Source organism: Pedococcus sp. P2_E5 (assembly GCF_056403895.1).
This window is the reverse complement of sequence record NZ_JBFUEP010000061.1, coordinates 1-20,534: the sequence shown is the minus strand read 5'-3', so window position 1 is coordinate 20,534 and position 20,534 is coordinate 1. Positions and strand designations below refer to the sequence as shown.

At 70.7% G+C, this 20,534-nt stretch carries 16 protein-coding genes; 5 read left to right on the top strand and 11 right to left on the bottom strand.

Annotated features, from left to right (window positions below; translation table 11 throughout):
- Positions 1-101 precede the first annotated feature (101 nt).
- Complete coding sequence (locus AC1DVZ_RS17670; protein ID WP_477619504.1) at positions 102-2,045, bottom strand: S53 family peptidase; 1,944 nt, start codon at positions 2,043-2,045, stop codon at positions 102-104.
- 459 nt (positions 2,046-2,504) lie between these two features.
- Between AC1DVZ_RS17670 and AC1DVZ_RS17665 the strand changes: the two genes are divergently transcribed.
- The gene (locus AC1DVZ_RS17665; RefSeq protein ID WP_477619503.1) at positions 2,505-4,391 is read left to right on the top strand and encodes a hemagglutinin; all 1,887 of its coding nucleotides are present in this window, start codon (positions 2,505-2,507) and stop codon (positions 4,389-4,391) included.
- Between the two features lie 185 nt (positions 4,392-4,576).
- Positions 4,577-5,530: a cupredoxin domain-containing protein gene (locus AC1DVZ_RS17660; protein ID WP_477619502.1), complete on the top strand. Its 954-nt coding sequence runs from the start codon at positions 4,577-4,579 to the stop codon at positions 5,528-5,530.
- A 59-nt stretch (positions 5,531-5,589) separates the two neighbouring features.
- Here AC1DVZ_RS17660 and AC1DVZ_RS17655 read toward each other — a convergent pair whose 3' ends face one another.
- Entirely contained in the window at positions 5,590-7,617 is a 2,028-nt protein-coding gene (locus AC1DVZ_RS17655; protein ID WP_477619501.1) for a TIGR03960 family B12-binding radical SAM protein, read from the bottom strand.
- A gap of 157 nt (positions 7,618-7,774) precedes the next feature.
- Here AC1DVZ_RS17655 and AC1DVZ_RS17650 point away from each other — a divergent pair, with 157 nt between their 5' ends.
- Positions 7,775-8,635: an SGNH/GDSL hydrolase family protein gene (locus AC1DVZ_RS17650; RefSeq protein ID WP_477619500.1), complete on the top strand. Its 861-nt coding sequence runs from the start codon at positions 7,775-7,777 to the stop codon at positions 8,633-8,635.
- Here the strand turns inward: AC1DVZ_RS17650 and AC1DVZ_RS17645 are convergent.
- Entirely contained in the window at positions 8,590-9,783 is a 1,194-nt protein-coding gene (locus AC1DVZ_RS17645) for an alpha/beta hydrolase (protein ID WP_477619499.1), read from the bottom strand. The two genes, AC1DVZ_RS17650 and AC1DVZ_RS17645, sit on opposite strands and share 46 nt — an antisense overlap.
- A 162-nt stretch (positions 9,784-9,945) precedes the next feature.
- On the opposite strand from AC1DVZ_RS17645, the gene AC1DVZ_RS17640 reads away from it, so the two are divergent.
- Positions 9,946-10,557, top strand: coding sequence for a protein-L-isoaspartate O-methyltransferase family protein (locus AC1DVZ_RS17640; RefSeq protein WP_477619498.1), 612 nt, complete (start codon positions 9,946-9,948; stop codon positions 10,555-10,557).
- A 12-nt stretch (positions 10,558-10,569) separates the two neighbouring features.
- On the opposite strand, the gene AC1DVZ_RS17635 is transcribed toward AC1DVZ_RS17640, so the two are convergent.
- The 5 genes from AC1DVZ_RS17635 to rbfA all read right to left on the bottom strand — a co-directional run bounded on the left by AC1DVZ_RS17635 (position 10,570) and on the right by rbfA (position 16,157).
- Entirely contained in the window at positions 10,570-12,438 is a 1,869-nt protein-coding gene (locus AC1DVZ_RS17635) for an AMP-dependent synthetase/ligase (RefSeq protein WP_477619497.1), read from the bottom strand.
- A gap of 202 nt (positions 12,439-12,640) precedes the next feature.
- Complete coding sequence (gene rodA / locus AC1DVZ_RS17630) at positions 12,641-13,822, bottom strand: rod shape-determining protein RodA (RefSeq protein WP_477619496.1); 1,182 nt, start codon at positions 13,820-13,822, stop codon at positions 12,641-12,643.
- Positions 13,786-14,745: a bifunctional riboflavin kinase/FAD synthetase gene (locus AC1DVZ_RS17625; RefSeq protein WP_477619495.1), complete on the bottom strand. Its 960-nt coding sequence runs from the start codon at positions 14,743-14,745 to the stop codon at positions 13,786-13,788. The genes rodA and AC1DVZ_RS17625 overlap by 37 nt, the downstream gene beginning before the upstream one ends.
- A 10-nt stretch (positions 14,746-14,755) precedes the next feature.
- The gene (gene truB / locus AC1DVZ_RS17620) at positions 14,756-15,670 is read right to left on the bottom strand and encodes a tRNA pseudouridine(55) synthase TruB (RefSeq protein ID WP_477619494.1); all 915 of its coding nucleotides are present in this window, start codon (positions 15,668-15,670) and stop codon (positions 14,756-14,758) included.
- The gene (rbfA, locus tag AC1DVZ_RS17615; protein WP_477619493.1) at positions 15,657-16,157 is read right to left on the bottom strand and encodes a 30S ribosome-binding factor RbfA; all 501 of its coding nucleotides are present in this window, start codon (positions 16,155-16,157) and stop codon (positions 15,657-15,659) included. The genes truB and rbfA overlap by 14 nt, the downstream gene beginning before the upstream one ends.
- A 173-nt stretch (positions 16,158-16,330) precedes the next feature.
- Between rbfA and AC1DVZ_RS17610 the strand changes: the two genes are divergently transcribed.
- The gene (locus tag AC1DVZ_RS17610) at positions 16,331-16,639 is read left to right on the top strand and encodes a CD225/dispanin family protein (protein WP_477619492.1); all 309 of its coding nucleotides are present in this window, start codon (positions 16,331-16,333) and stop codon (positions 16,637-16,639) included.
- Between the two features lie 74 nt (positions 16,640-16,713).
- On the opposite strand, the gene AC1DVZ_RS17605 is transcribed toward AC1DVZ_RS17610, so the two are convergent.
- The 3 genes from AC1DVZ_RS17605 to AC1DVZ_RS17595 form a co-directional block, all read right to left on the bottom strand.
- Positions 16,714-17,193 (bottom strand): hypothetical protein, encoded by a 480-nt coding sequence (locus tag AC1DVZ_RS17605; protein WP_477619491.1) that lies wholly within the window; start codon positions 17,191-17,193, stop codon positions 16,714-16,716.
- A 104-nt stretch (positions 17,194-17,297) separates the two neighbouring features.
- Positions 17,298-17,513, bottom strand: a complete 216-nt coding sequence (locus tag AC1DVZ_RS17600; protein ID WP_477619490.1) for a hypothetical protein — start codon at positions 17,511-17,513, stop codon at positions 17,298-17,300.
- 32 nt (positions 17,514-17,545) lie between these two features.
- A partial coding sequence (locus tag AC1DVZ_RS17595) for a helix-turn-helix transcriptional regulator (RefSeq protein WP_477619489.1) occupies positions 17,546-20,534 on the bottom strand: 2,989 nt, incomplete at its 5' end.

The following is a 20,534-nucleotide window of genomic DNA, read 5'->3' as shown; positions in this document are numbered from 1 at the left end:
GCCTGGGTGAGCGGGCGGCATACCCTGACCCTCTCCGCACGAGGAGCCAGGGGGTGGCGCCGACGAGAGGGTGAAGGGGACCCGCCCGCCGGCGCGCGCGGTCAGGAGGAAGCGACCGCGTTCAACCACGCCTGTCCGTCGGGGACGCCGACGCCGGTGACGTCGTCGTACCCGGGGCGGACGTGGATGGTCAGGGCGTCGTCACGGTCGAAGTAGCGAGCGCTGTAGACGTAGCCGTCGGCGGCGTCGACGCCGTTGACGTAGTCGGAGCGCACGTCACCGGGGTAGGCCGTGAGGTCGGTCTTGGTGATGTCGACGCTGGTGCTGCGGGCTCCGTAGAGCACCGGGTTGGCGAGACCGAACGCGTGACCCGCCTTCTGCTGGGCCAGGGCGAACATGCCCGCGTAGAGCGGCGAGGCGAGCGAGGTGCCGCCGATGCGGTACTCGGAGTACTGCTGCGACCCGTCCGGGAAGGTCTGGGTCTCACCGACGAGCATGCCGGTGTTGGGATCTCCGAGGGCCGCGACGTCGGGCACCGAGCGCATCGCGCCGCCGCCGTAGGTCTGCGAGATGGCCGACGGGACCACACCCGCCTGGTAGGACGGCTGGGCGAACAGCCGCGAGGTGCCGCCGCCACTGCCGTAGAGGAACGCCGGGGTGTTCCACGTCGTGGTGGCCTTGTTCAGCGTGCCCTTGGCGGTCTCCCAGCCGAGCTCGAAGACCCGACCGTTGGTCTGGGACACACCAGCACTGGTGCCGCCGACCGCGGTGACGTAGGGGCTCGACGCCGGCCAGTCCGGGCTGGGGGTGGCGCCGGCCACGCCGCCCGTCTCGTCGCCGCTGTCGCCGGAGGAGAAGAACAGCGTCATGCCTTCTGCGGCCGCCTGGATCTGGGTGTCCAGCGACGGCTTGATGGTGCCGGCGGGGAGGGCCTCGCCGCCGTAGCCGTACGAGTTGGTCACGATGTCGGCGAGGTGGTTGTCCACGACCTTGTTCATGATCGCGTCCAGATCGCGGTAGTTGTTCGGGGCGCCGATGTAGGTGATGTCGGCTCCCGGAGCCATCGTGTGGACCGCCTCGACGTCGAGGGTCTCCTCACCGGCCCAGCCCTGCGGGTCCTGCTTGGGGTTCTGCGGGCGGTTGTAGGTGCCCGGCGCGACGACCTGGCGGAAGTGCCCGTTCAGGGACGGCAGCCCGTGGGCGGCCGAGTAGGTGTTGGCGTCCTGGAGGATCGTCGGCGAGGCGTAGGCATCGATGACGCCGACGGTGACTCCCCGGCCGTCGTTCCCCGAGCCGATCGCCCCGGTCATGCCGTACAAGCCCTGGAGCTGCGCCCCGGCATACCCCTTGGGCGCGAAGGCGCTCGGGGACGCCGGCAGGGCCGTGCCGTCGGGTGTGGGGGTGTTCTGCACCGTCTTCTCGCCCCAGTAGGCGCTGGTCGGGTCGGCGTTGCGGAACAGCGGGGGTCCGGGCGTCACCGTGTCCTGGTGGGCCAGGGTCTGCGACTCGTCGAGCCCGACGACTCCCTCGACCGCGGTGAGGCCGGCCGGGACCTTGAGCGCCGAGGCGTTGCCGCGCACGGTCCTGCCCTCGGTGCGGTACTCCGCGAAGGAGGTGTCGAACGCCCGGGCCGCCTGCGCCAGCGTTCCGGTGGCCTCGACGTACTTGCGGTTGCCGGGAGTGGTGCCGAGCGAGAAACCCTGGCTCTTCAGCCACGCCGAGACGCTGTTCACGTCGGCCTGCGCGGGCGAGAACTGGGCGCGGAACTGCGCCGGGGTCAGGAACTTCGCGTAGTTGGCACTGCCGGGGGTCGAGACCGAGCTGGCGTATGCCGCGGCCGCGTCACCACCGCGGTAGTTCAGGTAGACGCGGAACGTGACCTGCTGGGTGCCGTCGCTGCTGGCGGCGCGGTTCTTCGCGACTGCCCAGGACGGGACACTGCCCGGCAGGGCGTGGGACCCCGCCGTGGCGGCCAGGGCGGAGCCGGCAGACGCGGCAGTGACCAGTGCGGCTGCGCCCAGTGCGGCGCATGCGGTTCTCGACATTCGTGACATCAGACCTCCGGGACGAGTGGCCCGGGGCAGCCGGGTCTCGGCAACCCCCAGGTGGAGCGGTCTCATTCGACACCGGGGGTTCGTCCGGGCCCGATGACAAATGTCACCGGTTTGATGTGAGTTCCCTGAGAGCGGGGGCCGCGGAGGTCCCCCCTTTGTCGGCAATCACCACTATGTGCGCTTCCTCCTGCGCTTAATGCGTGCCTCTCCTGCGCCATATGACGGTCACGCGCGATGTCCGTCCGCCATAGCGTTGCGAGATCGGCACACGACGACCGTGCCCGACGACCCCACCGTCCTCGATCCCCCTCTCTGGCGGGAGTTCCCCGACGACGGAGCCGCGGTCCGCACCGCCGGCGCGATGCCCTCCCGGCTCCAAACACGGGCCGGTGCAATGGAATTGGAGGAGTCATGACACAACGCATGACCGCCGCAGGGGGCGGAAGCAGGATGACCCGCAGGTCGCGGCTGAAGGCCACACTGGCCATCGCGGGACTGGTCCTCGCCGGCGCGGTGGCGGTACCGCAGGTGGCCTACGCCGCCGACGGCCCGTTCACCATCGACGGCACCATTCCCGATGCCAACACCACCGAGCTCCCCGACCCGTTCGGCAACGTCAAGGAGCTCGGCCCCAAGAACTCGAACGTCACGAAGATCGGCGTCATCCACAGCGCCGCCGTCCCGATGCTCGACACCACGAACCCCAACGGGCAGGTCGACCTGCGCCGGGCCTGGCTCGACACCGAGCGGGACACCGCCGCCCCCAACCACGACTGGCTGTACTTCGCGTGGGAGCGTGACAACAACACCGGCAGCGGCTTCATCTCGTACGAGTTCATGCAGAACGCGGCACCCGCCGCCTGTGCCTACGACACCGCCACCGAGGCCCAGCTCATCGCGAGCTGTAACCCGTGGGCGAACCGCAAGGCGGGCGACTTCATGATCCTGTGGGACCAGCAGGGCGGCAGCAAGGACCTGTTCCTGCGCACCTGGTCCGGCACCGCACCCAACCTGACCCTCGGCGCCGCGACGCAGCTCGACTCCACCGTGTCCCAGGCGGAGTACAGCGCGGACGGGTTCCGCGGTGAGGCGGCGGTCGACCTGACGGCGACCATCTTCGGCGGCAGCACCGCGTGCAAGACGTTCGCCAACACCATCCCGAGCACGGTGACGGGCAACTCCGACACGGCGGACTACAAGGACACCATCCTCAAGAACGCCCCGCCGATCACCAACTGCACCTCCACGACCGTCACGACGCCGAAGACCGGCGCCGGCGGTAACATCCCGGCCGGCGGTCTGTCCATCGGAACCGGTGTGGTGCAGGTCAAGGACTCGGCCGTGGTGAGCGTCGTCGGTGGCACCGCCACCCCGACGGGATCCGTCGCGTTCAACCTCTGCAAGGTCGACTCCCCCGGTCTGTGCACCAGCGGCGGGACCTCGGTCGGCTCGACGAACCTGACGGGCGCGGCATACCCGGTCACGGTTCTCTCACCGGCGGCCTACGTGACCTCGGCAGGTCGGTACTGCTGGCGCGCCACCTGGAGCGGCGACTCCGCCAACGGGATCCCCGGCTCGAGCGACTCCAGTGCGACCGAGTGCTTCACGGTCAACCCCGTGACGCCCGGTCTGGCCACGACAGCGAGTGACGACGTCGTCCTCGGTGGCTCGGTCAGTGACAGCGCCACCCTGAGTGGCCTGGCCACCCAGCCGGCCAACCCGGTCATCAACCTGACCGGCACCGGCGGCGCGGCTGCGGGTGGCACGATCACGTTCACCCTCTTCGGGCCGAACAACTGCACCACTGTCGCCTACACCTCGGCGGCGGTGAACATCAGCGTCAACGGCACTGCCTCGACGCCGAACCCGCAGTTCGTCCCGACGGCGGCAGGCACCTACCACTGGGCGGCCTCGTACAGCGGGAACCTGCCGAACAACAACGCCACGACGCACAACACCGCCTGCGACGACACCAACGAGGACGTCGTCGTGAACACGGTGCCGTCGTCGCTGACCAGCACGCAGACGTGGGTGCCGAGCGACTCGGTGACCGTGTCTGCCACCGCCGGCGGCAACCTGGCGGGCACCGTGTCGTTCGAGTTCTTCACCAACGGCACCTGCACCGGTGCGAACGCGTTCTCGACGACCAAGGTCGTCTCCGGCGCTTCGCCGCAGACCGTCACGTCGGGCAATGCTCCGGCACAGACGACCTCCGGGTCGTTCTCGTGGCGGGTCAGCTACGACAGCACCAACCCCGGGCAGCGGGACATCCCCTCGAACTGCGAGGAAGTGTCCTCCCTGACCGTCGACAACGGCGACGGGGCCTCCAGCCCGTAGCGCCACACCACCAGTGCCATCCCTAGAGGCGGCRAGGCGRCGAGGGCACCGGAAATCGTCCAAAGGCATGAGGCCACGTCCCGGCCGGACGAGCACCCTTGTCGTGGAGTGCGCGCGCTGAAGGGGCCCACGAGCAATCCGACGCGGCCGCGACCGCGACCGTGAGTCCCTTCTGAGGAGCACCCATGTCCGCGACTTCAGCGCTGCGACGGCTCGTTCTGGCCGTCGTCTCCGTCACCGCCCTCACCACCCCCATCGCCGTGGGCCCAAGTGCCTCGGCGGCGACCGCCGGACCCGTCACGTGGCACGTGCGCGTCGGCGCCGAGACACCCGACATGGGCGTCACGGCGATGGCATTCCTGCCCAAGGACATCTGGGTCGACGCCGGCGACACCGTCCGGTGGACGTCCAACAGTGCAGAGCCGCACACCGTGACCTTCCTGGCGCCCGGGACGGCGCTGCCCGAGTTCAACCCGTTCGACCCGTCCCAGACGACGGCTCAGGGAGCCTCGGTCTACGACGGCACCGGCTACGCCAACTCAGGGATCATGGCCACGCAGCCGATCTTCGTCTTCACGGACCCGGCCACCGCCTACCACCTGACCTTCACGGCGACCGGTGACTTCACGTACGTCTGCCTCCTGCACGGGCTGATGATGACCGGCACGGTGCACGTCCGTCCGGCCGGCACCGCCTACCCCTACACCCAGCGGGACTACGACCGGGCGGGCACGCAGCAGGCCGATGTCGCCCTCAACCACGGACGCGACGCCTGGCGTCAGGCCAGGCAGGCCCAGGCGACCACCGGCTCCACCGTGCTCGTCGGCGTGGACGGCGAGGGCTTCGGGGTGTCACGGTTCGTCCGTGACCGCATCGTGGTGCACCGGGGCGACACGGTCTCGTTCTTCGTGGCCGGACCCGGCGCACCGCACACCGTGACCTTTGGTGAGGAGCCCCCGGGGCTGGCCATCCTGGCCCCCTCCGGTGACCCGACCCACTTCGCCGGTGGCGACCTCAACAGCGGGGTCCTCGCGCCCGGAGCCCCGTTCGACGTCACCTTCACCACCGCGGGCACCTTCCACTACATCTGCGCCATCCACGACGACATGGGCATGGTCGGCGACGTCGTCGTCCCCTGACCCGTCGAGGTCAGGAGCCCACCTGGCTCGGGCCAGGTGGGCTCCACCTCGACAACCGCTCAGTGCGTGTGGGCCGGGCCGCCGCTCGCACCACTTGCCGCGAGCATGGCCTCACGGCCGGCGCCGAGGACGGTGAGGGGCAGCAGCGTCTTGCCCGTGGGGCCGACCTCGATGTCGGTGCCCATCTGGGGGCACACCCCGCAGTCGAAGCACGGCGTCCAGCGGCAGTCGTCGACCTCGGTCTCGTCGAGGGCGTCCTGCCAGTCGGCCCAGAGCCACTCCTTGTCGAGACCCGAGTCGATGTGGTCCCAGGGGAGCACCTCGGTCTCGCCGCGCTCGCGCGTGGTGTACCAGGCCACGTCGACGGGGAGGTCGGCCAGGGCGGTGTCGGCCGCACTCATCCAGCGGTCGAACGAGAAGTGCTCGCTCCAGCCGTCGAACCTCCCCCCGTCGCGCCAGACCTGCTCGATGACCCGGCCGATCCGGCGGTCGCCTCGGGACAGGAGTCCCTCGACGATGCCCGGCTTGCCGTCGTGGTAGCGGAATCCGATCGACGAGCCGTAGCGGCGGTCGGACCTGATCGCCTCGCGCAGCTTGGCCAGCCGGGCGTCGGTCTCCTCGTTGCCGAGCTGGGCGCACCACTGGAACGGCGTGTGCGGCTTGGGCACGAAACCGCCGATGGACACGGTGCACCGGATGTCACGGCGACCCGAGACCTGGCGGCCCGTCTCGATGACCTTCTTGGCGAGCTCGGCGATCTGGAGCACGTCCTCGTCGGTCTCGGTGGGCAGGCCGCACATGAAGTACAGCTTCACCTGTCGCCAGCCAGCGCCGTACGCCGCGGCGACGGTGTTGATGAGGTCGTCCTCGGACACCATCTTGTTGATGACCTTGCGGATGCGTTCGCTGCCGCCCTCGGGCGCGAACGTCAGCCCGGAGCGGCGGCCGTTGCGGGTGAGCTCGTTCGCGAGGTCGATGTTGAAGGCGTCCACGCGGGTCGACGGCAGTGACAGCCCGGTCTGGGTGCCCTCGTAGCGGTCGGCCAGACCCTTGGCGATGTCGGCGATCTCGGAGTGGTCGGCAGAGGACAGTGACAGCAGCCCGACCTCTTCGAAACCCGTTGCGGCCAGGCCGCGTTCGACCATCTCGCCGATGCCGGTGATGGAGCGCTCGCGCACCGGGCGGGTGATCATCCCGGCCTGGCAGAACCGGCAACCGCGGGTGCACCCACGGAAGATCTCGACCGACATCCGCTCGTGGACCGACTCGGCCAGCGGGACCAGCGGCTGCTTGGGGTAGGGCCACGCGTCGAGGTCCATGACGGTGTGCTTCGACACCCGCCACGGCACGCCGTGGGCGTCAGCCTTGGGCGCGACCCGCTGGATCCGCCCGTCGGGCAGGTAGGAGACGTCGTACAGCGACGGGACGTAGACCCCACCGGTCCGGGCCAGGCGCAGCAGCAGCTCGCGCCGGCCACCCGGCATACCCTCCGCCTTCCAGGCGCCGATGTGGTGGGTGACCGCGAGCACGGCCTCTTCGCCGTCCCCCACGATGGCGGCGTCGACGAAGTCGGCAACCGGCTCGGGATTGAAGGCGGCGTGGCCGCCGGCGACGACGATCGGGTCGTCGTCCGTGCGGTCGACCGCGTGCAGCGGGATGCCTGCGAGGTCGAGCGCGGTGAGCATGTTGGTGTACCCCAGCTCGGTCGAGAAGGACAGGCCGAGCACGTCGAAGTCACGCACCGACCGGTGCGCGTCGACGGTGAACTGGGGCACCTCGTGCTCGCGCATCAGCGCCTCGAGGTCCGGCCAGACGGCGTAGGTCCGCTCGGCCAGGGCATCGGGGCGCTCGTTCAGCACTTCGTAGAGGATCATGACGCCCTGGTTGGGCACCCCCACCTCGTAGGCGTCGGGGTACATCAGCGCCCAGCGGGTGGTCAGCTCCTGCCCGTCCGGGCCGTGACCGCCGCAGTTCCAGTCCTTCACCGTGGAGTTCAGCTCGCCCCCGACGTACTGGATGGGCTTGCTGACCTGCTCGAGCAACGGCTCGAGCAGCGGGAAGACGGAAGTGCCGGAGGTCTGGGTCATGGTGGGACAAGGGTAACGGCGGCACGGCCGGGCGCCGAAAACGAGGGAGCCCCGGCCTGCGCCCGGGGGGCGGGCCGTGGAGCTGGAACGGGGCGGGCCGTGGAGCTGGACGGGCCTTCCCACGCTTCTCCCAGCATCGGTTCCTACCATCGCGCGAGTGCCTCGCCACCTGCTCCCGCCAGCCGTCGCGGCTGGAGGCGTTGCCCTCGCGGCTGGGGGCGTTGCCCTCGCGACAGCGGTAGCGCTCGCCTGGTCACACAGCCCCGCCCGTACGGCACCGGAGCTCGCGGACCCCTCCCCGCCGCGGAGCACGCCGTCAGCGCCGCCCCAGGTGGCCACCACCATCCCCCACGGCCCACTCTCCGTGGTCGGGCTCGGCGACTCGGTGACGGCCGGGTCCACCTGCGCCTGCACACCGTTCGTGGAGCGGTTCGCCGGTCTGGTCGCCGTGCGCGACGGACGGGCCGTGACCGCCACGAACCTCGGCACACCCGGCCTGACGACCGGCTCGCTGGCCGCCCAGCTGACCCGGCCCGGACCGTCGGGGTCGGTGGCGTCGGCCGACACGGTCGTGGTGACCATCGGGGCCAACGACCTCGGTCCGCTCGAGGACCGGTGGGAGCGGACCGGGTGCGACTCGGCCTGCACGGCGCCCGCCGTCGCGGCCATGGCGCGCGGGCTCGCTGCGGATCTCGCGCGGATCAGGGTCCTCGGGCAGCAGGGTCAGCGGGTCGAGGTGACGACGTACTGGAACGTGTTCGAGGACGGTGACGTGGCCGACCGGCAGCGCGGGCCCGGTTTCGCCGACTGGAGCGACACCGTGACCGTGTCTGCCAACCGGGCGATCTGCGCGACGGCGCGGACCTTCGGTGACACGTGCGTGGACCTCTATGCGCCCTTCCTCAGCGCGGACGGCAACCGCAACCCCACCCCACTGCTGTCCTCCGACGGCGACCACCCGAATGCCGCGGGTCACGAGGTGATCGCCCGTGCCCTGCTGGCCGCCACACCACCCTGAGGACGCTCCGCCGCGAGGTGGGCGGAGAGGAAGTCCAGGGCCCGCGGCATGAGGGCCGACCAGCTGGCGAAGTTGTGTCCACCGCCGGGCACGACCACGGTGGTCACGGACATCGGTGCGTGCACGAGGGCGACGAACCGGCGCGTGTCGCGGAGCCCCGTACCTCCGATCTCGCCGGTACCGATCGTCGCGAACAGCGAGACCGGTGGTTCCGGCTCATGACGCACGAGCCATTCCGGGTCGTTGAGGTCGCGCACGACAGGCGAACCGCCCCAGAGGTCTCCGGTCGTCCCGTCCTTGAGCGTGTGGTAGTAGCCGGACAGCGCCGCCCCGGTCGTGAAGACGGAGGAGTGGGTGAGCAGGAGCTTGGCCGCACAGTAGCCACCGGTGGAGTCACCCATCGCTCCCCACCCGACCGGAGCGACCCGCAGGTCCTGGGACACGGTCCTCGGGACGTCCTCACCGAAGTAGGTCAGGGTCTGGGGTCCACCCGGGACGTCGCTGCACTCGGTGTCGCGCGGCGGCACCACGGTCGGTCGCATCATGACCAGGACCATCGGCCGCGCACGGTGCGCGTCGATCTGCGACAGCAGCACATCGGGGTACTTCATCCGCGAGACCAGGGCCCGCGTGGCGCCCGGGTAGCCCGTGAACACCTCGACCCCCGGGAACACGGTCCTGGCGTAGGCCCTCTGGAAGTACTGCGGCGGCAGGTAGACGGCGGCCGGTTCGGACAGTCCGCTGTGCGCGCCCGAGAGAGTGAGGGTCTCGACCCGGCCGCGCGTCGCCCACTGCGCCGGCGTCGACCACGAGTCGACCCCCGCGAGGGACGCGTCGCGGGTGGCCGACGGCGGCAGTCCGTCGTGGTGCCTCGCGGGTGGGTTCACGCCGGCGTGGACCACCGCCGCGGCCGAGGCCGTCGTGCCCAGCAGCTCCGACCACGACCCGTAGAAGTACCCGTAGTCGTTGAGGGCAGCCGCGACCAGCAGCACGGCGGCCAGCTGACCCGCCACGACCAGGACGAGCCGCTGAGCCACGCGCGCAGGGGCCGGGCCGCGAACGCGGGACCACAGCACGAGCGCCAGAACGGTCGCGAGGACTGTCGCCAGACCCAGCGTGACCAGCAGGGGCCAACCCAGCAGGGGCATGCCACACACCTCCGACCCGGCCCACCACAAGGGCACGGACCCAGCGTGCGCGCCGCCGATGTGAGGGGGCTGCGACGTGGCTGGGGGTTGGCTGGGAGGCTCGACGGCCACCAGGACCCAGCCCACGGAGCGCTGTTCGCCCCGCCCGGCGATACTGGAGGGGTGCCGAGCACGGCCGAACGAGTGGCTGCGGCGATGCAGGCGGTGCCCCGTCTGGCGTTCCTGCCGCCCGCCCAACGACGCCACAGCGAGCGCGACGCGCCGCTCCCGATCGGTCACGGCCAGACCAACAGCCAACCCACGACCGTCCGTCAGATGCTCGAGCTGCTCGACGTCCAGCCCGGTGACCGCGTCCTCGACGTCGGCTCCGGGTCCGGCTGGTCGACGGCCCTCCTGGCCCACCTGACCGGCCCCACGGGTCGGGTGACCGGCGTCGAGCGGGTTCCCGACCTGCTGACCTTCGGCGCCACCAACCTCGCGAGCAGGGGTATGCCGTGGGCGCACGTCGAGGCGGCGGTGCCCGGCCAGCTGGGCCATGCGGCACACGGACCGTTCGACCGCATCCTGGTGTCGGCGCAGGCGCCGGCCCTGCCTGCAGAGCTCGTCCGGCAGCTGGCACCGCACGGAGTGCTCGTCATCCCCGTGGCGGGACGGATGCTGCGCGTGGTGGCACGCGAAGGCGGGCCGACGGTCGAGGAGCACGGGTGGTACCGCTTCGTGCCCCTCGTCGCCGACCCGCCTCGTGGAGCTGGTGCTCCGGGTCCTGTGGACTAGCCCACGCGCGGCCTACTGGCCGGAGTAGAGCGCGTCGAGCGTGGTCTGGTACTTCTCGCTGACGGCCTTGCGGCGCAGCTTGAGGCTGGGCGTGAGGTCACCGTCCTCGATGGTGAGGTCGTGGTCGAGGATCGTGAACTTCTTGATCTGCTCCCAGCGGTTGAGGTTGACGTTGAGGTTGTCGATGTAGACCTGCACCATGTCGCGCACCTCCTGGGAGGTCACGATCGCGCGGTAGTCGCCGGTGACGCCGTGCAGGTCGGCCCACTCCTTGATCGCGTCGGCGTCGAGGGTGACCAGCGCCGTCACGAAGTTGTGGTCGGACCCGTAGACCATGAACTGGCTGACGTAGGGGCAAAGGCCCTTGAAGGTCGACTCGATGAGCGATGGTCCGACGTACTTGCCGCCGGAAGTCTTGAAGAAGTCCTTCTTGCGGTCGGTGATCTTCAGGTAGCCGAACTCGTCGAGGGTGCCGATGTCGCCGGTGTGCAGCCACCCGTCGGAGTCCTTGGTCTCGGCCGTGTCCTCGGGCTTGTTGTGGTAGCCCTCCATCACGCCGGGACCGCGCAGCAGGACCTCGCCGTCCTCGGCGATCCGGACCTCGGTGCCGGGCAGGGCCCAGCCGACGGTGCCGATCGCGTTGGTGGCCGGCCGGTTGACGAACGACGCGGCGCTGGTCTCGGTGAGGCCGTAGCCCTCGAGGATGACCAGGCCGACGGAGTCGAACCAGGTGGCGATGTCCTTGTTGAGCGCCGCGGACCCGGAGATGAAGAACCGGATCCGGCCGCCGAAGCGGGCCCGCACCTTGTGCAGCACCAGCTTGTCGGCGACGGCGTGCTGACGGGCGAGCATGCCCGACGGCTCCTCGCCCCGCGCGCGCAGGTCGGCGACCTTGGCGCCCACGCCGGTGGCCCAGGCGAACAGCTTGGCCTTCACCCCGCCCTCGTTCGCGACCATGGTCGTGATCCGGCCGTAGGCCTTCTCGAAGATGCGAGGTGCGGCCCCCATGAAGGTCGGCTGGACGACGGCGAGGTTGTCGACGATCTTGTCGACCCGGCCGTCGATCGCCGTCGGGAAGCCCACCTGCAGGGGCAGGGTCAGCAGCACCTTGCCGAAGACGTGCGCCAGCGGCAGCCAGAGGTACTGCAGGTCGTTGGGGTTCAGGATGCCGATCGCGTCGACCGCCGCGGCCTCGTAGACCCAGGCGTCGTGGCTGAGACGGACGCCCTTGGGACGCCCCGTCGTGCCCGACGTGTAGATGATGGTGGCGAGCTGGTCCTTGGTGATGGCGTCGATGCGGTCGTCGACAGCCGAGGAGTTCGTCGCGAGCAGCTGGGCGCCCATCTCCTCGAGCTCGGCGAGGCTGATCACCCAGTCACCGTCGGAGTTCCCGTCGATGGTCACCACGCGGGCGACGTCCGGCAGGTCGATCCGTCGCTCCCACAGCTTGGCGACCTGCTCGTCGTCCTCGGCGAACACGACCACGCTGCCGGAGTTGGCCAGGATGTAGGCGACGTCCGGGGCGATCGTCGTCGGGTAGATCGTCGTGGTGGCGCCACCGGCGCACATCACCGCGAGGTCGGTCAGAGCCCATTCGTAGCGCGTGGACGAGGCGATGGCCACCCGGTCCTCGGGCCGCACCCCCAGGGCGACCAGGCCGGCCGCGAGGCGGTAGGCGCGCTCGCGCACCTGCGCCCACGTCACCGATGACCAGGAGTCGTCCTCGGCGAAGCGGAAGGCCTCGGCCTGCGGCGTCTTGGCGACCCGGTCACGGAACAGGTGGGCCACGGAGGCAGGGCGTTGCTCCAGGACGGCGGTGTTGAGGCGCTCGTCCCTGGAGGCGGCTTTGGTGGAGGTGGCATGGGGTGATTGAGTCGACATGGACCGTCCTCGGCTCGGTGACAGGGGGTGTGTGGAGTACCACGGGGATGACACGGCGTTGCCCGGGATAGTGCCATGCACGAGCGGCGAACGGGAGTGATCGAGCGCGATTGTGGCCAAACAGTTGGACGTTGCCGCTGAGCACGTTGATCGCGTCACTCTTCGTGCTGTCAGGTCTCGTCTCCGCGGTATGCCGGGTGGTTCAGCGTCGCCGTGAGGCCAGGTGCGCGTTGTTGACGAGGCCGACAGCCAGCCAGCAGGCGAACATCGAGGACCCGCCATACGACAGGAACGGCAGCGGCAGCCCCGTGACCGGCGTGATCCCGAGGTTCATGCCGACGTTCTCGAAGACCTGGAACAGGAACCACACCGCCACGCCGGAGGCCAGGAGACGCCCGAACGCGTCCTGGGCCCGTGCGGCGACGAGCACGGCGCGCAGCACCACGAACCCCAGGAGCAGCAGCAGGCCCGCCGCCCCGAGGAAGCCGAGCTCCTCCCCCGCCACGGAGAACACGAAGTCGGTCTGCTGGTAGGGGATGAACCCGCCCTGCGTCTGCCGGCCCTCGAACAGCCCCTGCCCCTGCCAGCCTCCGGAGCCGATCGCGATGCGCACCTGGCGGGTCTGGTACCCGATCCCCTGTGGGTCCGCCTGCGGGTCGGCGAACGCCGTCAGCCGATCCCGCTGGTAGTCGCTGAGGACCGGCGTGGTGAGGGCGACGACGACACCCGCCGCCACGAGGGCGGTCGTCGCCGCGAGGTAGCGCTTGGGTGTGCCCGCGACCGCGACCACGCCGAACCCGAGCGCGCCGAGGACGAGGGCCGACCCGAGGTCCGGCTGGAGCATGACCAGCCCGATCGGGACGGCCACCACGAGCACGGCGAGGAGGAGGTCACGACCGTCGGGCTGGGCCTGGCGGTCGATCCGCTCCCCCAGGAGGATCGCGAGGCCGAGGCACAGGGCGACCTTGGCGAACTCCGACGGCTGGACCGAGAATCCCCCGGGCAGCAGGATCCACGAGTGCGACCCGTTGACGGTCGACCCGACCGGGGTGAGCACCAGGACGAGCCCGGCGACCGACACGAGGTAGAGCAGGGGCGCCACGGCTCGCAACAGCTGGTAACCGGTCCTGGTCACCGCCGCGGCCAGCCCGACTCCGAGGGCCGTGTTGAACAGGTGGCGCACGAGGTAGGCCGACCCCGCCTGGTGCCGGGTCGCCGACCACACGAGCAGGGCACCGATCAGCGAGAGCCCGAGGGCCGCCACGACCAGTCCCCAGTCGCTCCGGCTCCACAGCGCCGCGCCRCCACTCGCCCTGGCCCAGGTCCCGCCGGCGCGGGACCTCCTCGTCAGGACGGGACGATCGAGGCGAGGACCTGTCGGCACTTCTCGATGTCCCCGGCCATGGCCGTGAGCAGGTCGTCGATGGAGTCGAAGCGCAGGGTGGGGCGGATGTGTTCGACGAACTCGACAGTGACCTCCTCGTCGTAGAGGTCGAGGTCGGTCCGGTCGAGGACATAGGCCTCCACGGTGCGCAGGGTCCCGTCGAAGGTCGGGTTGGTGCCGACCGAGATGGCTGCCGGCAGGGTCCGCTCGGGGTCGTCGGCGGGCTTGGCCACCCGGGTGAGCCACCCGGCATACACCCCGTCCGCGGGGACCAGGCCGAGCGAGTCGGGCGCGAGGTTGGCGGTCGGGTAGCCCAGCTCACGCCCGCGGTGGGCGCCGTGGACGACGGTGCCGGTCATGCGGTGGGGTCGTCCGAGGATCGCGGAGGCGGCACCCACCTCGCCGGCGGCGAGGTGGCGCCGCACCGCCGAGGACGACCAGCGCTCGCCGTTGCCCAGGTCGTCGAGGACGACCACGTCGAAGCCGTGCTCCTCCCCCAGCGCAGCGAGCGTGGAGACGTCGCCGGTGTAGCCCCGCCCGAACCCACGGGCGTCCTCGCCGACGACGATCGCGCTGACACCCAGGGTCTCGACGAAGGTGCGGACGATGAACTCCTCGGCGGTCTGCTGGGCGAACTCCTGGGTGAAGTCGAGCACGAGCAGGCCGTCGATGCCGGTGGTCTCGAGCAGCTCGTCGCGCAGCCGTCCCGGTGCGATGAGCTCGAGGGTCTCCGGGTGGAAGATCGCCGCGGGGTGCGGGTCGAAGGTGACGGCCACACTGGGCAGGCCACGCTCGCTCGCCTCGGCGACGAGCCGGGCCAGCACCGCGCGGTGGCCCAGGTGGACACCGTCGAAGTTGCCGAAGGTGGCGACGGAGGGGCGCAGGCCATCGGGGGTCTGGGCGGGATCGGTCCAGCGGTGCACGGAGGACACTCTACGAACCAGCCGGGGCAAAGACGACGTGCGCCCTGGCCTGACGACCGGTCTCGTCGAGCATCGCGACCAGGCGGCCGTCCGGCGCGAAGGCCGCGACCGGCTCGGTGCGGCCCTCCTGTGCAGAGTCCACGCGCTGGCCGTAACCCACCGCGGTGGTCTCCGTGATGGTGAGCTCGCGCACGGTGAACTGGGCGCGAGCGGCGTCGGCGAGCGGGGTGACCGGGATCTGCTCCGGGTCCTCGATGGCGCCCAGCGCCTCGAGGTCGTGCGCCCGGTCGAGCGTGAAGGCCCCGACCCGGGTGCGGCGCAACGCACTCAGGTGACCCCCCACGCCGAGGGCGGCACCGAGGTCGCGGGCGAGCGCACGGACGTAGGTGCCGGAGCTCACCGTCACCTCGACGTCCACGTCGAGCACGGGTATGCCGTCCACCTCACCCGGGCGCGTGGCCAGGATGTCGAACCGGCTGACCGTCACCGGCCGTGGGGGCAGGTCGACGTCCTCGCCCGCGCGGACCCGGTGGTAGGAGCGCTCGCCCTTGACCTTGATGGCCGACACCGAGCTCGGCACCTGCTGGATGTCGCCGGTCAGCTGGCGCACGGCCGCCTCCAGCTGTCCCGTGGTGACGGCGTCCGCGGCCGCGGAGGAGGTGACCTCCCCCTCGGCGTCGTCGGTGATCGTGGCCTGCCCCAGCCGGATGGTGGCGGTGTACTCCTTGTCGCAGCCGACGAGGAAGGTCAGCAACCGGGTCGCCCGCCCGATGCCGAGCACCAGGACGCCGGTGGCCATCGGGTCCAGGGTCCCGGCATGGCCGACCTTGCGCGTGGCGCACAGCCGACGGGCCCGGCCGACCACGTCGTGGCTCGTCCAGCCGGACGGCTTGTCGACGACGAGCAGGCCGTCAGGCGCGGGCATCCGCGCCGTTGTCCCGGGTGTGGTCGGTGGGAGAACCCTCGACGCCTGCATCCTCGTCCTCGTCCTCGGGCTCGGGCTTGCGGTAGGGGTCGGCGTCGCCGGCGTAGGTCGCGCCGGCGGCGGCCGCGGCCACCGCCTCGTCGCGCTCCTTGGCCTCGCGCAGCAGGTCCTCCATGTGCGCCGCGGTCTCCGGGATCGCGTCGGCGAAGAAATCCAGGCTGGGAGTGAGCCGGATCTGGATCTGCTGGCCGACGAACGACCGCAGTCGACCCTTGTTCTTCTCGAGCAGGGCGGCGGTCTTGTCGCGCTGGATCTCGTCACCGAACACGGTGTAGAAGACCGAGGCGTGCTGCAGGTCGCCGGTCACGCGGACGTCGGTGATGGTGATGAAACCCAGGTCGGGGTCCTTGACGATCGACACGACGTTCGCGGCGATGAGCGTCTTGATGCGGTCGGCGATCTTGCGGGCGCGTCCGGCGTCAGCCACGGCGTCCTCCTGTGCTGGGGGTTCAGTACCCGGAGGTGATCCGGGACCTGCCCACCCTAGCGAGTGGCCACACACCCCCTGCGCCACCGGTCCCGATCGGCTAAGGGAGCCTCGAGCTGGATCTAAGGATTTCCCGGATGTCGGGCCGGGGCGGTACCCGGACAGTCGGGAGCATGGAAACAGTCCAGCTGACCACCACCACTGTCGCCGCGACCGCGCAGGGCGACCTGCCGGCCATCCGCCCCGTGCGCTCCTACCAGGGCCTGGCCGTGGTGTGCGCGATGCTCTGCTTCCGCCCTCTGGGGGTCGCCGCCGTCGTGAGTGCGGGCAACGTCCGCACCCGGCTGGCACTGGGAGACCTCGAGGGCGCTCGTCGAGCGTCGCGCAGGGCCCTGGGGCTGTGCTGCGCCAGCGCTGCGGTGACGCTGTTCTGCCTCATGGTGATCGTGGTCGGCTCGGTCGACTACTCCAACACCCACTGACACCCCAACACCCACTGACAGAGTCCACGAAAAGGGCCGGATCCGCTTAGCGGATCCGGCCCTCTCGTCGTCGGTCACTGTGGTCCGATGTGCCGCGTGTAGCCCCCGTCGTGGAGGCCGGCCCACCGCTCGAACACGCTCTGTTCGAAGTCGCCCCGGGTCCGCATGGACTCTGCGCCGTACAGAACGGGGAACAACGGGCCCAACATTGCCCACTGGTCCGCGTGCCGGGCCTCGTGGCGGTGCCGGTCCGGGCCACCCAGGTTGTCGTACAGCCAGACGTTGCCCACGGTCGTACCGGCATTGGTGAAGCCGGACTCCATGGACTTGCAGGTGACGACGAGGTCGTCGTGCACGTCGCAGGTGCCGCCGTGCGCCCGACCCCAGGTGACCCCCACGGCACTGACCGGCAGGTTGACGACGGCACGGGAGACGGTGAGCACGTGCGGGCTGGCGACGATGACGGCCAGCGACAAGGCAGCGAGGACGCTGGTGCTGCGTCGGGTGCTGGCGACTGGTTCGAGCGGCGTGGCCGCTGTGCGGTAGCGGTTCATACCTCACAGGGTCGGACGCCGCGACGCCCCAGTCGCCCGGCATACCCTTATCCGCCAGCGGCGGCAGCCTTAGGCCGATGACCGGCAGGCAACAGGCGAACGTCCTAGCGGATGTTTATCAGGTTGTCGACCTCGGTGCGGTTGACGTCGCCGTAACAGTCCAGGCAGACCTGCTGTGCGCCCGCCGTCTGGTCGATGTCGTCGGGAGCGATCCTCTTCTTGTTGCACAGCGTCTTCGTCGATGACTTCGAGTGACAGGCATGGAGCTCAACGCCGCCCTCGTCCCAGTCAGGAATGCATGGGTGCACCATGTGAACCATCTCCCCCTTCTCGTGCGGACCTCGGGTCCGGTCTACACCCGTTGCTGCCCGGAGGGGAAGAGATTCAGGCGCTGGGCCGCAGATGCGGCTTGGAGACGGTTGGATACGCCCAGTTTTGCGATGATGTGGGACACGTGGACGCTCACCGTGCTCTCGCTGATGAACAGCCGTCTCGCGATCTGCTGGTTCGAGAAGCCCTCGGTCAGGATCCGCAGGACGTCCCGCTCCCGCGGGGTCAGGTGGACAGGGATGCCGTTGGCGGTGTGGACGACAACCGCCTCGTCGTCATCGCCGTCCGCCACCGGCGCCACGTCCAGCTCTGTGGCCGGCACACCCGCGTGCCGCGCCAGCGTGCGCACGGTCTGCTCCAGTGGGGTGCTGCCGAGCTCGACGGCGGTGCGCAGTGCTGCGGCGAGTACCCGTGTCCCCTGCGACCGTGAGCGGACCCCGAAGAGCGCCTCCGCCTGGCGCCACTGCGCATAGGCCATGGGGTAGGGACATTCGAGGCGCTCCCACTCCGCGACAACGGCGCCCCATGTGTCGGCCGACGGGGTCATCGAGGCACGGGCGGCCTCGGCCTCGCACAACAGCAGGTGGGCGCGGTCGAGCGCGCCCGTGTCCCCCTGGGCCGCCCGACGCGCGCTGGCGATCAGGTCCGCCGTCTCCCGGACGGCGACGTCGCGGATGGCCGGCTCCCCCCTCGAGGTGACGAGGTCCGCGTGCGCGCGCAGCGCCACGGTGCACAGGCTGACGACCAGTCCTGCGTCCTGCTGCTCCCCCAGCCGGTCGAGCGCCTCCCGTGAGATGCGGTGCGCCTCATGGGCCTTGCCCTGCCACAGCAGGTGCTCGGTGCTGGCGAGGGTGACGTCGTGCACGGTGTACGGATCGTCCGTGCTCGCGAACCGGCCGATGATGGCCATCTCGGCCGTGAAGCCCGGTTCGTCTCCCCGGGCCGCCGCCACCTGGGCGAGCTGGAGGTGCAGGGTCAGCGCCATGCCCTCGGCGGCCCACTGCTGTTCGAGCTCCTGCGCCTGCGCCTGCGCATCGTCCCAGCGGCCCGTCGCGACGAGGGCGTGCACCCAGTTCTCGGCGAGCGTCGGCGCCACGAGGAGCAACGGGCCGAAGCGCCGGCAGGTGTGCTCGCCCTCCTGCGCCACGTCCAGGACCTGCCGGAGCTGGCCGGCCGTGGAGTGCAGGAACGCGAGGTTCCCATAGCAGCGCACGACGGCCTTGAACGCGTCGGCGGCCACCGCCTCGGTGAGGCACCGGTGCAGCTCGGCGACACCGAACTCGAGGTCGCCACGACGGGCAGTCGCCGTGGCCAGCGTGATGCGGGCCTGGAGGGCGTTGCGAGTGGCCCCGCACGTCCGCGCCAGCGCGATGGCCTCCTCGGCGACGGCCTGGCACCGCTCGTACTGCCCGAGCGCGATCAGGGCCTGCGCGCGCGACGCCAGCACCCGCACCCGAAGCACCTGCTCGCGGGGCCCCGGTTCCAGCGCCGCCTCGGCGCGCTCGCACGCAGCCAGGGTGCCGGCCGGGTCGCCCGCGGCCCACAGCGCCTCACCCAGCTCGAGCTCCAGGCGGGCACGCGAGAGCCCCTTGCGGGGCACCGCAGCCAGACCCGCGCGGAGCAGCTCCGCGGCTGCCGATGGCTCCCCCGCCCACCGTGCCATCTCCGCCTCGAGACGCAGCAGCTCGTCGTAGGACAACGCACTCAGCGCCTCAGGGTCGTCGACCCGGTCCCAGAGCTCCTCCCGGGCCACCGACAGCTGGCGACGCGCCTCAGGGAAGGCGTACATGCTCCTCGCGTGGTCGGCTGCGGAGATCACCGTGGGCAGCGCATCGGCGTAGTCGCCCGCTGCCACGAGGTGGTGGGCCAGCTGGGCGATGCCCCGGGGCAGCCCGTCCCGGCGGGACAGCCGAACTCCTTGCACCGCGGCCCGGTGGGCGGCGGTCTGCTCGCTGTGCAACATCTCCCTGACCACGCTCTCGCGGAGGATCGCGTGACGGAAGTCGTAGCGGTCGGACCCGGCGACCAGCAGCCCTCGCTCCGTGAGCAGGCGCAGAATGGTCGCGACGTCGCCGCCCCTGCTCTCGATCGCCTTCTCCAGGACCTCGTGCGGGATGTACTCCCCCAGTACCGCGGCCACGTGCAACGCGAACCGTGCGTCGTCCGGAAGCTCGTCGACCGGGCCCAGGAGCGCCTGACGCAGGGCCTCGGTGTGGGCGCCCTCGATCTCGTCGCGGGCCGCCAGCTCGAGCGCCATGAAGGGGTTGCCGTCGCACAGGTCCACGACCTTGTCGTGCTGCGCGGCAGGGAGCTGGACGTCTGAGGTGGCGAGCAGCTCCCGGACCTGGTTTGCGCTGAACGGCCCCAGGTGGATGTCACGACTCATCTCGGCGCGGCTCAGCTCTCGGACACCCTTGCGAGTGCTGGCGTTGCGGGCAAGCGCATCATCACGGCAGGTCAGCACGAGCAGGAGCCGCTCCTGCCCGGCGGTTCGAGCCAGGTAGTTGAGCAGGTCGAGACTGGACGAGTCGGCCCAGTGGATGTCCTCCAGCACCAGGAGCACCGGCTGCTGCTCCTGCTCGGCGAGCTCGTGCAGCACCCACCGGACGCTCGTGAACAAGCGGGAGCGCTCGAGGCCGGTGTCGGGCGACGAGAGTCCGGAACTCGGCGTGGATACGCTCAGCGCCGTCCGCAGCAGCTCCCAGGGGGTGCCACCCGCCCTGTCCAGCGCGCTCCGCACGGAGCCGATCCCGCTCAGCACCTCGACGAAGGGCCCGAACGGCAGCTCGCCCCCGCTGACCGGCGTGCAGTGGCCCTGTGCGACGAACACGCCTGACTCACGCGCGCGCTCCACCAGCGAGTCTGCCAGTCGGGTCTTTCCCAACCCGGACTCACCGTGGATGAGGGCCAGGCGCGCTCGACCCGCACGCGCGGAGGCGAGGCAGTCGTCGAGCACCTGCAGCTCGCGCTGCCTGGCGATCAACGGACGGGCCGTCTCCATCGTAGAAGTG

Coding starts and splice junctions, on each gene's coding strand:
- AC1DVZ_RS17645 (WP_477619499.1), bottom strand. CDS start 9,783: ATGCCCCTGCTGGGTTGGCCCCTGCTGGTCACGCTGGGTCTGGCGACA.
- AC1DVZ_RS17665 (WP_477619503.1), top strand. CDS start 2,505: ATGACCCGCAGGTCGCGGCTGAAGGCCACACTGGCCATCGCGGGACTG.
- AC1DVZ_RS17670 (WP_477619504.1), bottom strand. CDS start 2,045: ATGTCGAGAACCGCATGCGCCGCACTGGGCGCAGCCGCACTGGTCACT.
- truB (WP_477619494.1), bottom strand. CDS start 15,670: ATGCCCGCGCCTGACGGCCTGCTCGTCGTCGACAAGCCGTCCGGCTGG.
- AC1DVZ_RS17610 (WP_477619492.1), top strand. CDS start 16,331: ATGGAAACAGTCCAGCTGACCACCACCACTGTCGCCGCGACCGCGCAG.
- AC1DVZ_RS17660 (WP_477619502.1), top strand. CDS start 4,577: ATGTCCGCGACTTCAGCGCTGCGACGGCTCGTTCTGGCCGTCGTCTCC.
- AC1DVZ_RS17635 (WP_477619497.1), bottom strand. CDS start 12,438: ATGTCGACTCAATCACCCCATGCCACCTCCACCAAAGCCGCCTCCAGG.
- AC1DVZ_RS17605 (WP_477619491.1), bottom strand. CDS start 17,193: ATGAACCGCTACCGCACAGCGGCCACGCCGCTCGAACCAGTCGCCAGC.
- AC1DVZ_RS17600 (WP_477619490.1), bottom strand. CDS start 17,513: ATGGTTCACATGGTGCACCCATGCATTCCTGACTGGGACGAGGGCGGC.
- AC1DVZ_RS17655 (WP_477619501.1), bottom strand. CDS start 7,617: ATGACCCAGACCTCCGGCACTTCCGTCTTCCCGCTGCTCGAGCCGTTG.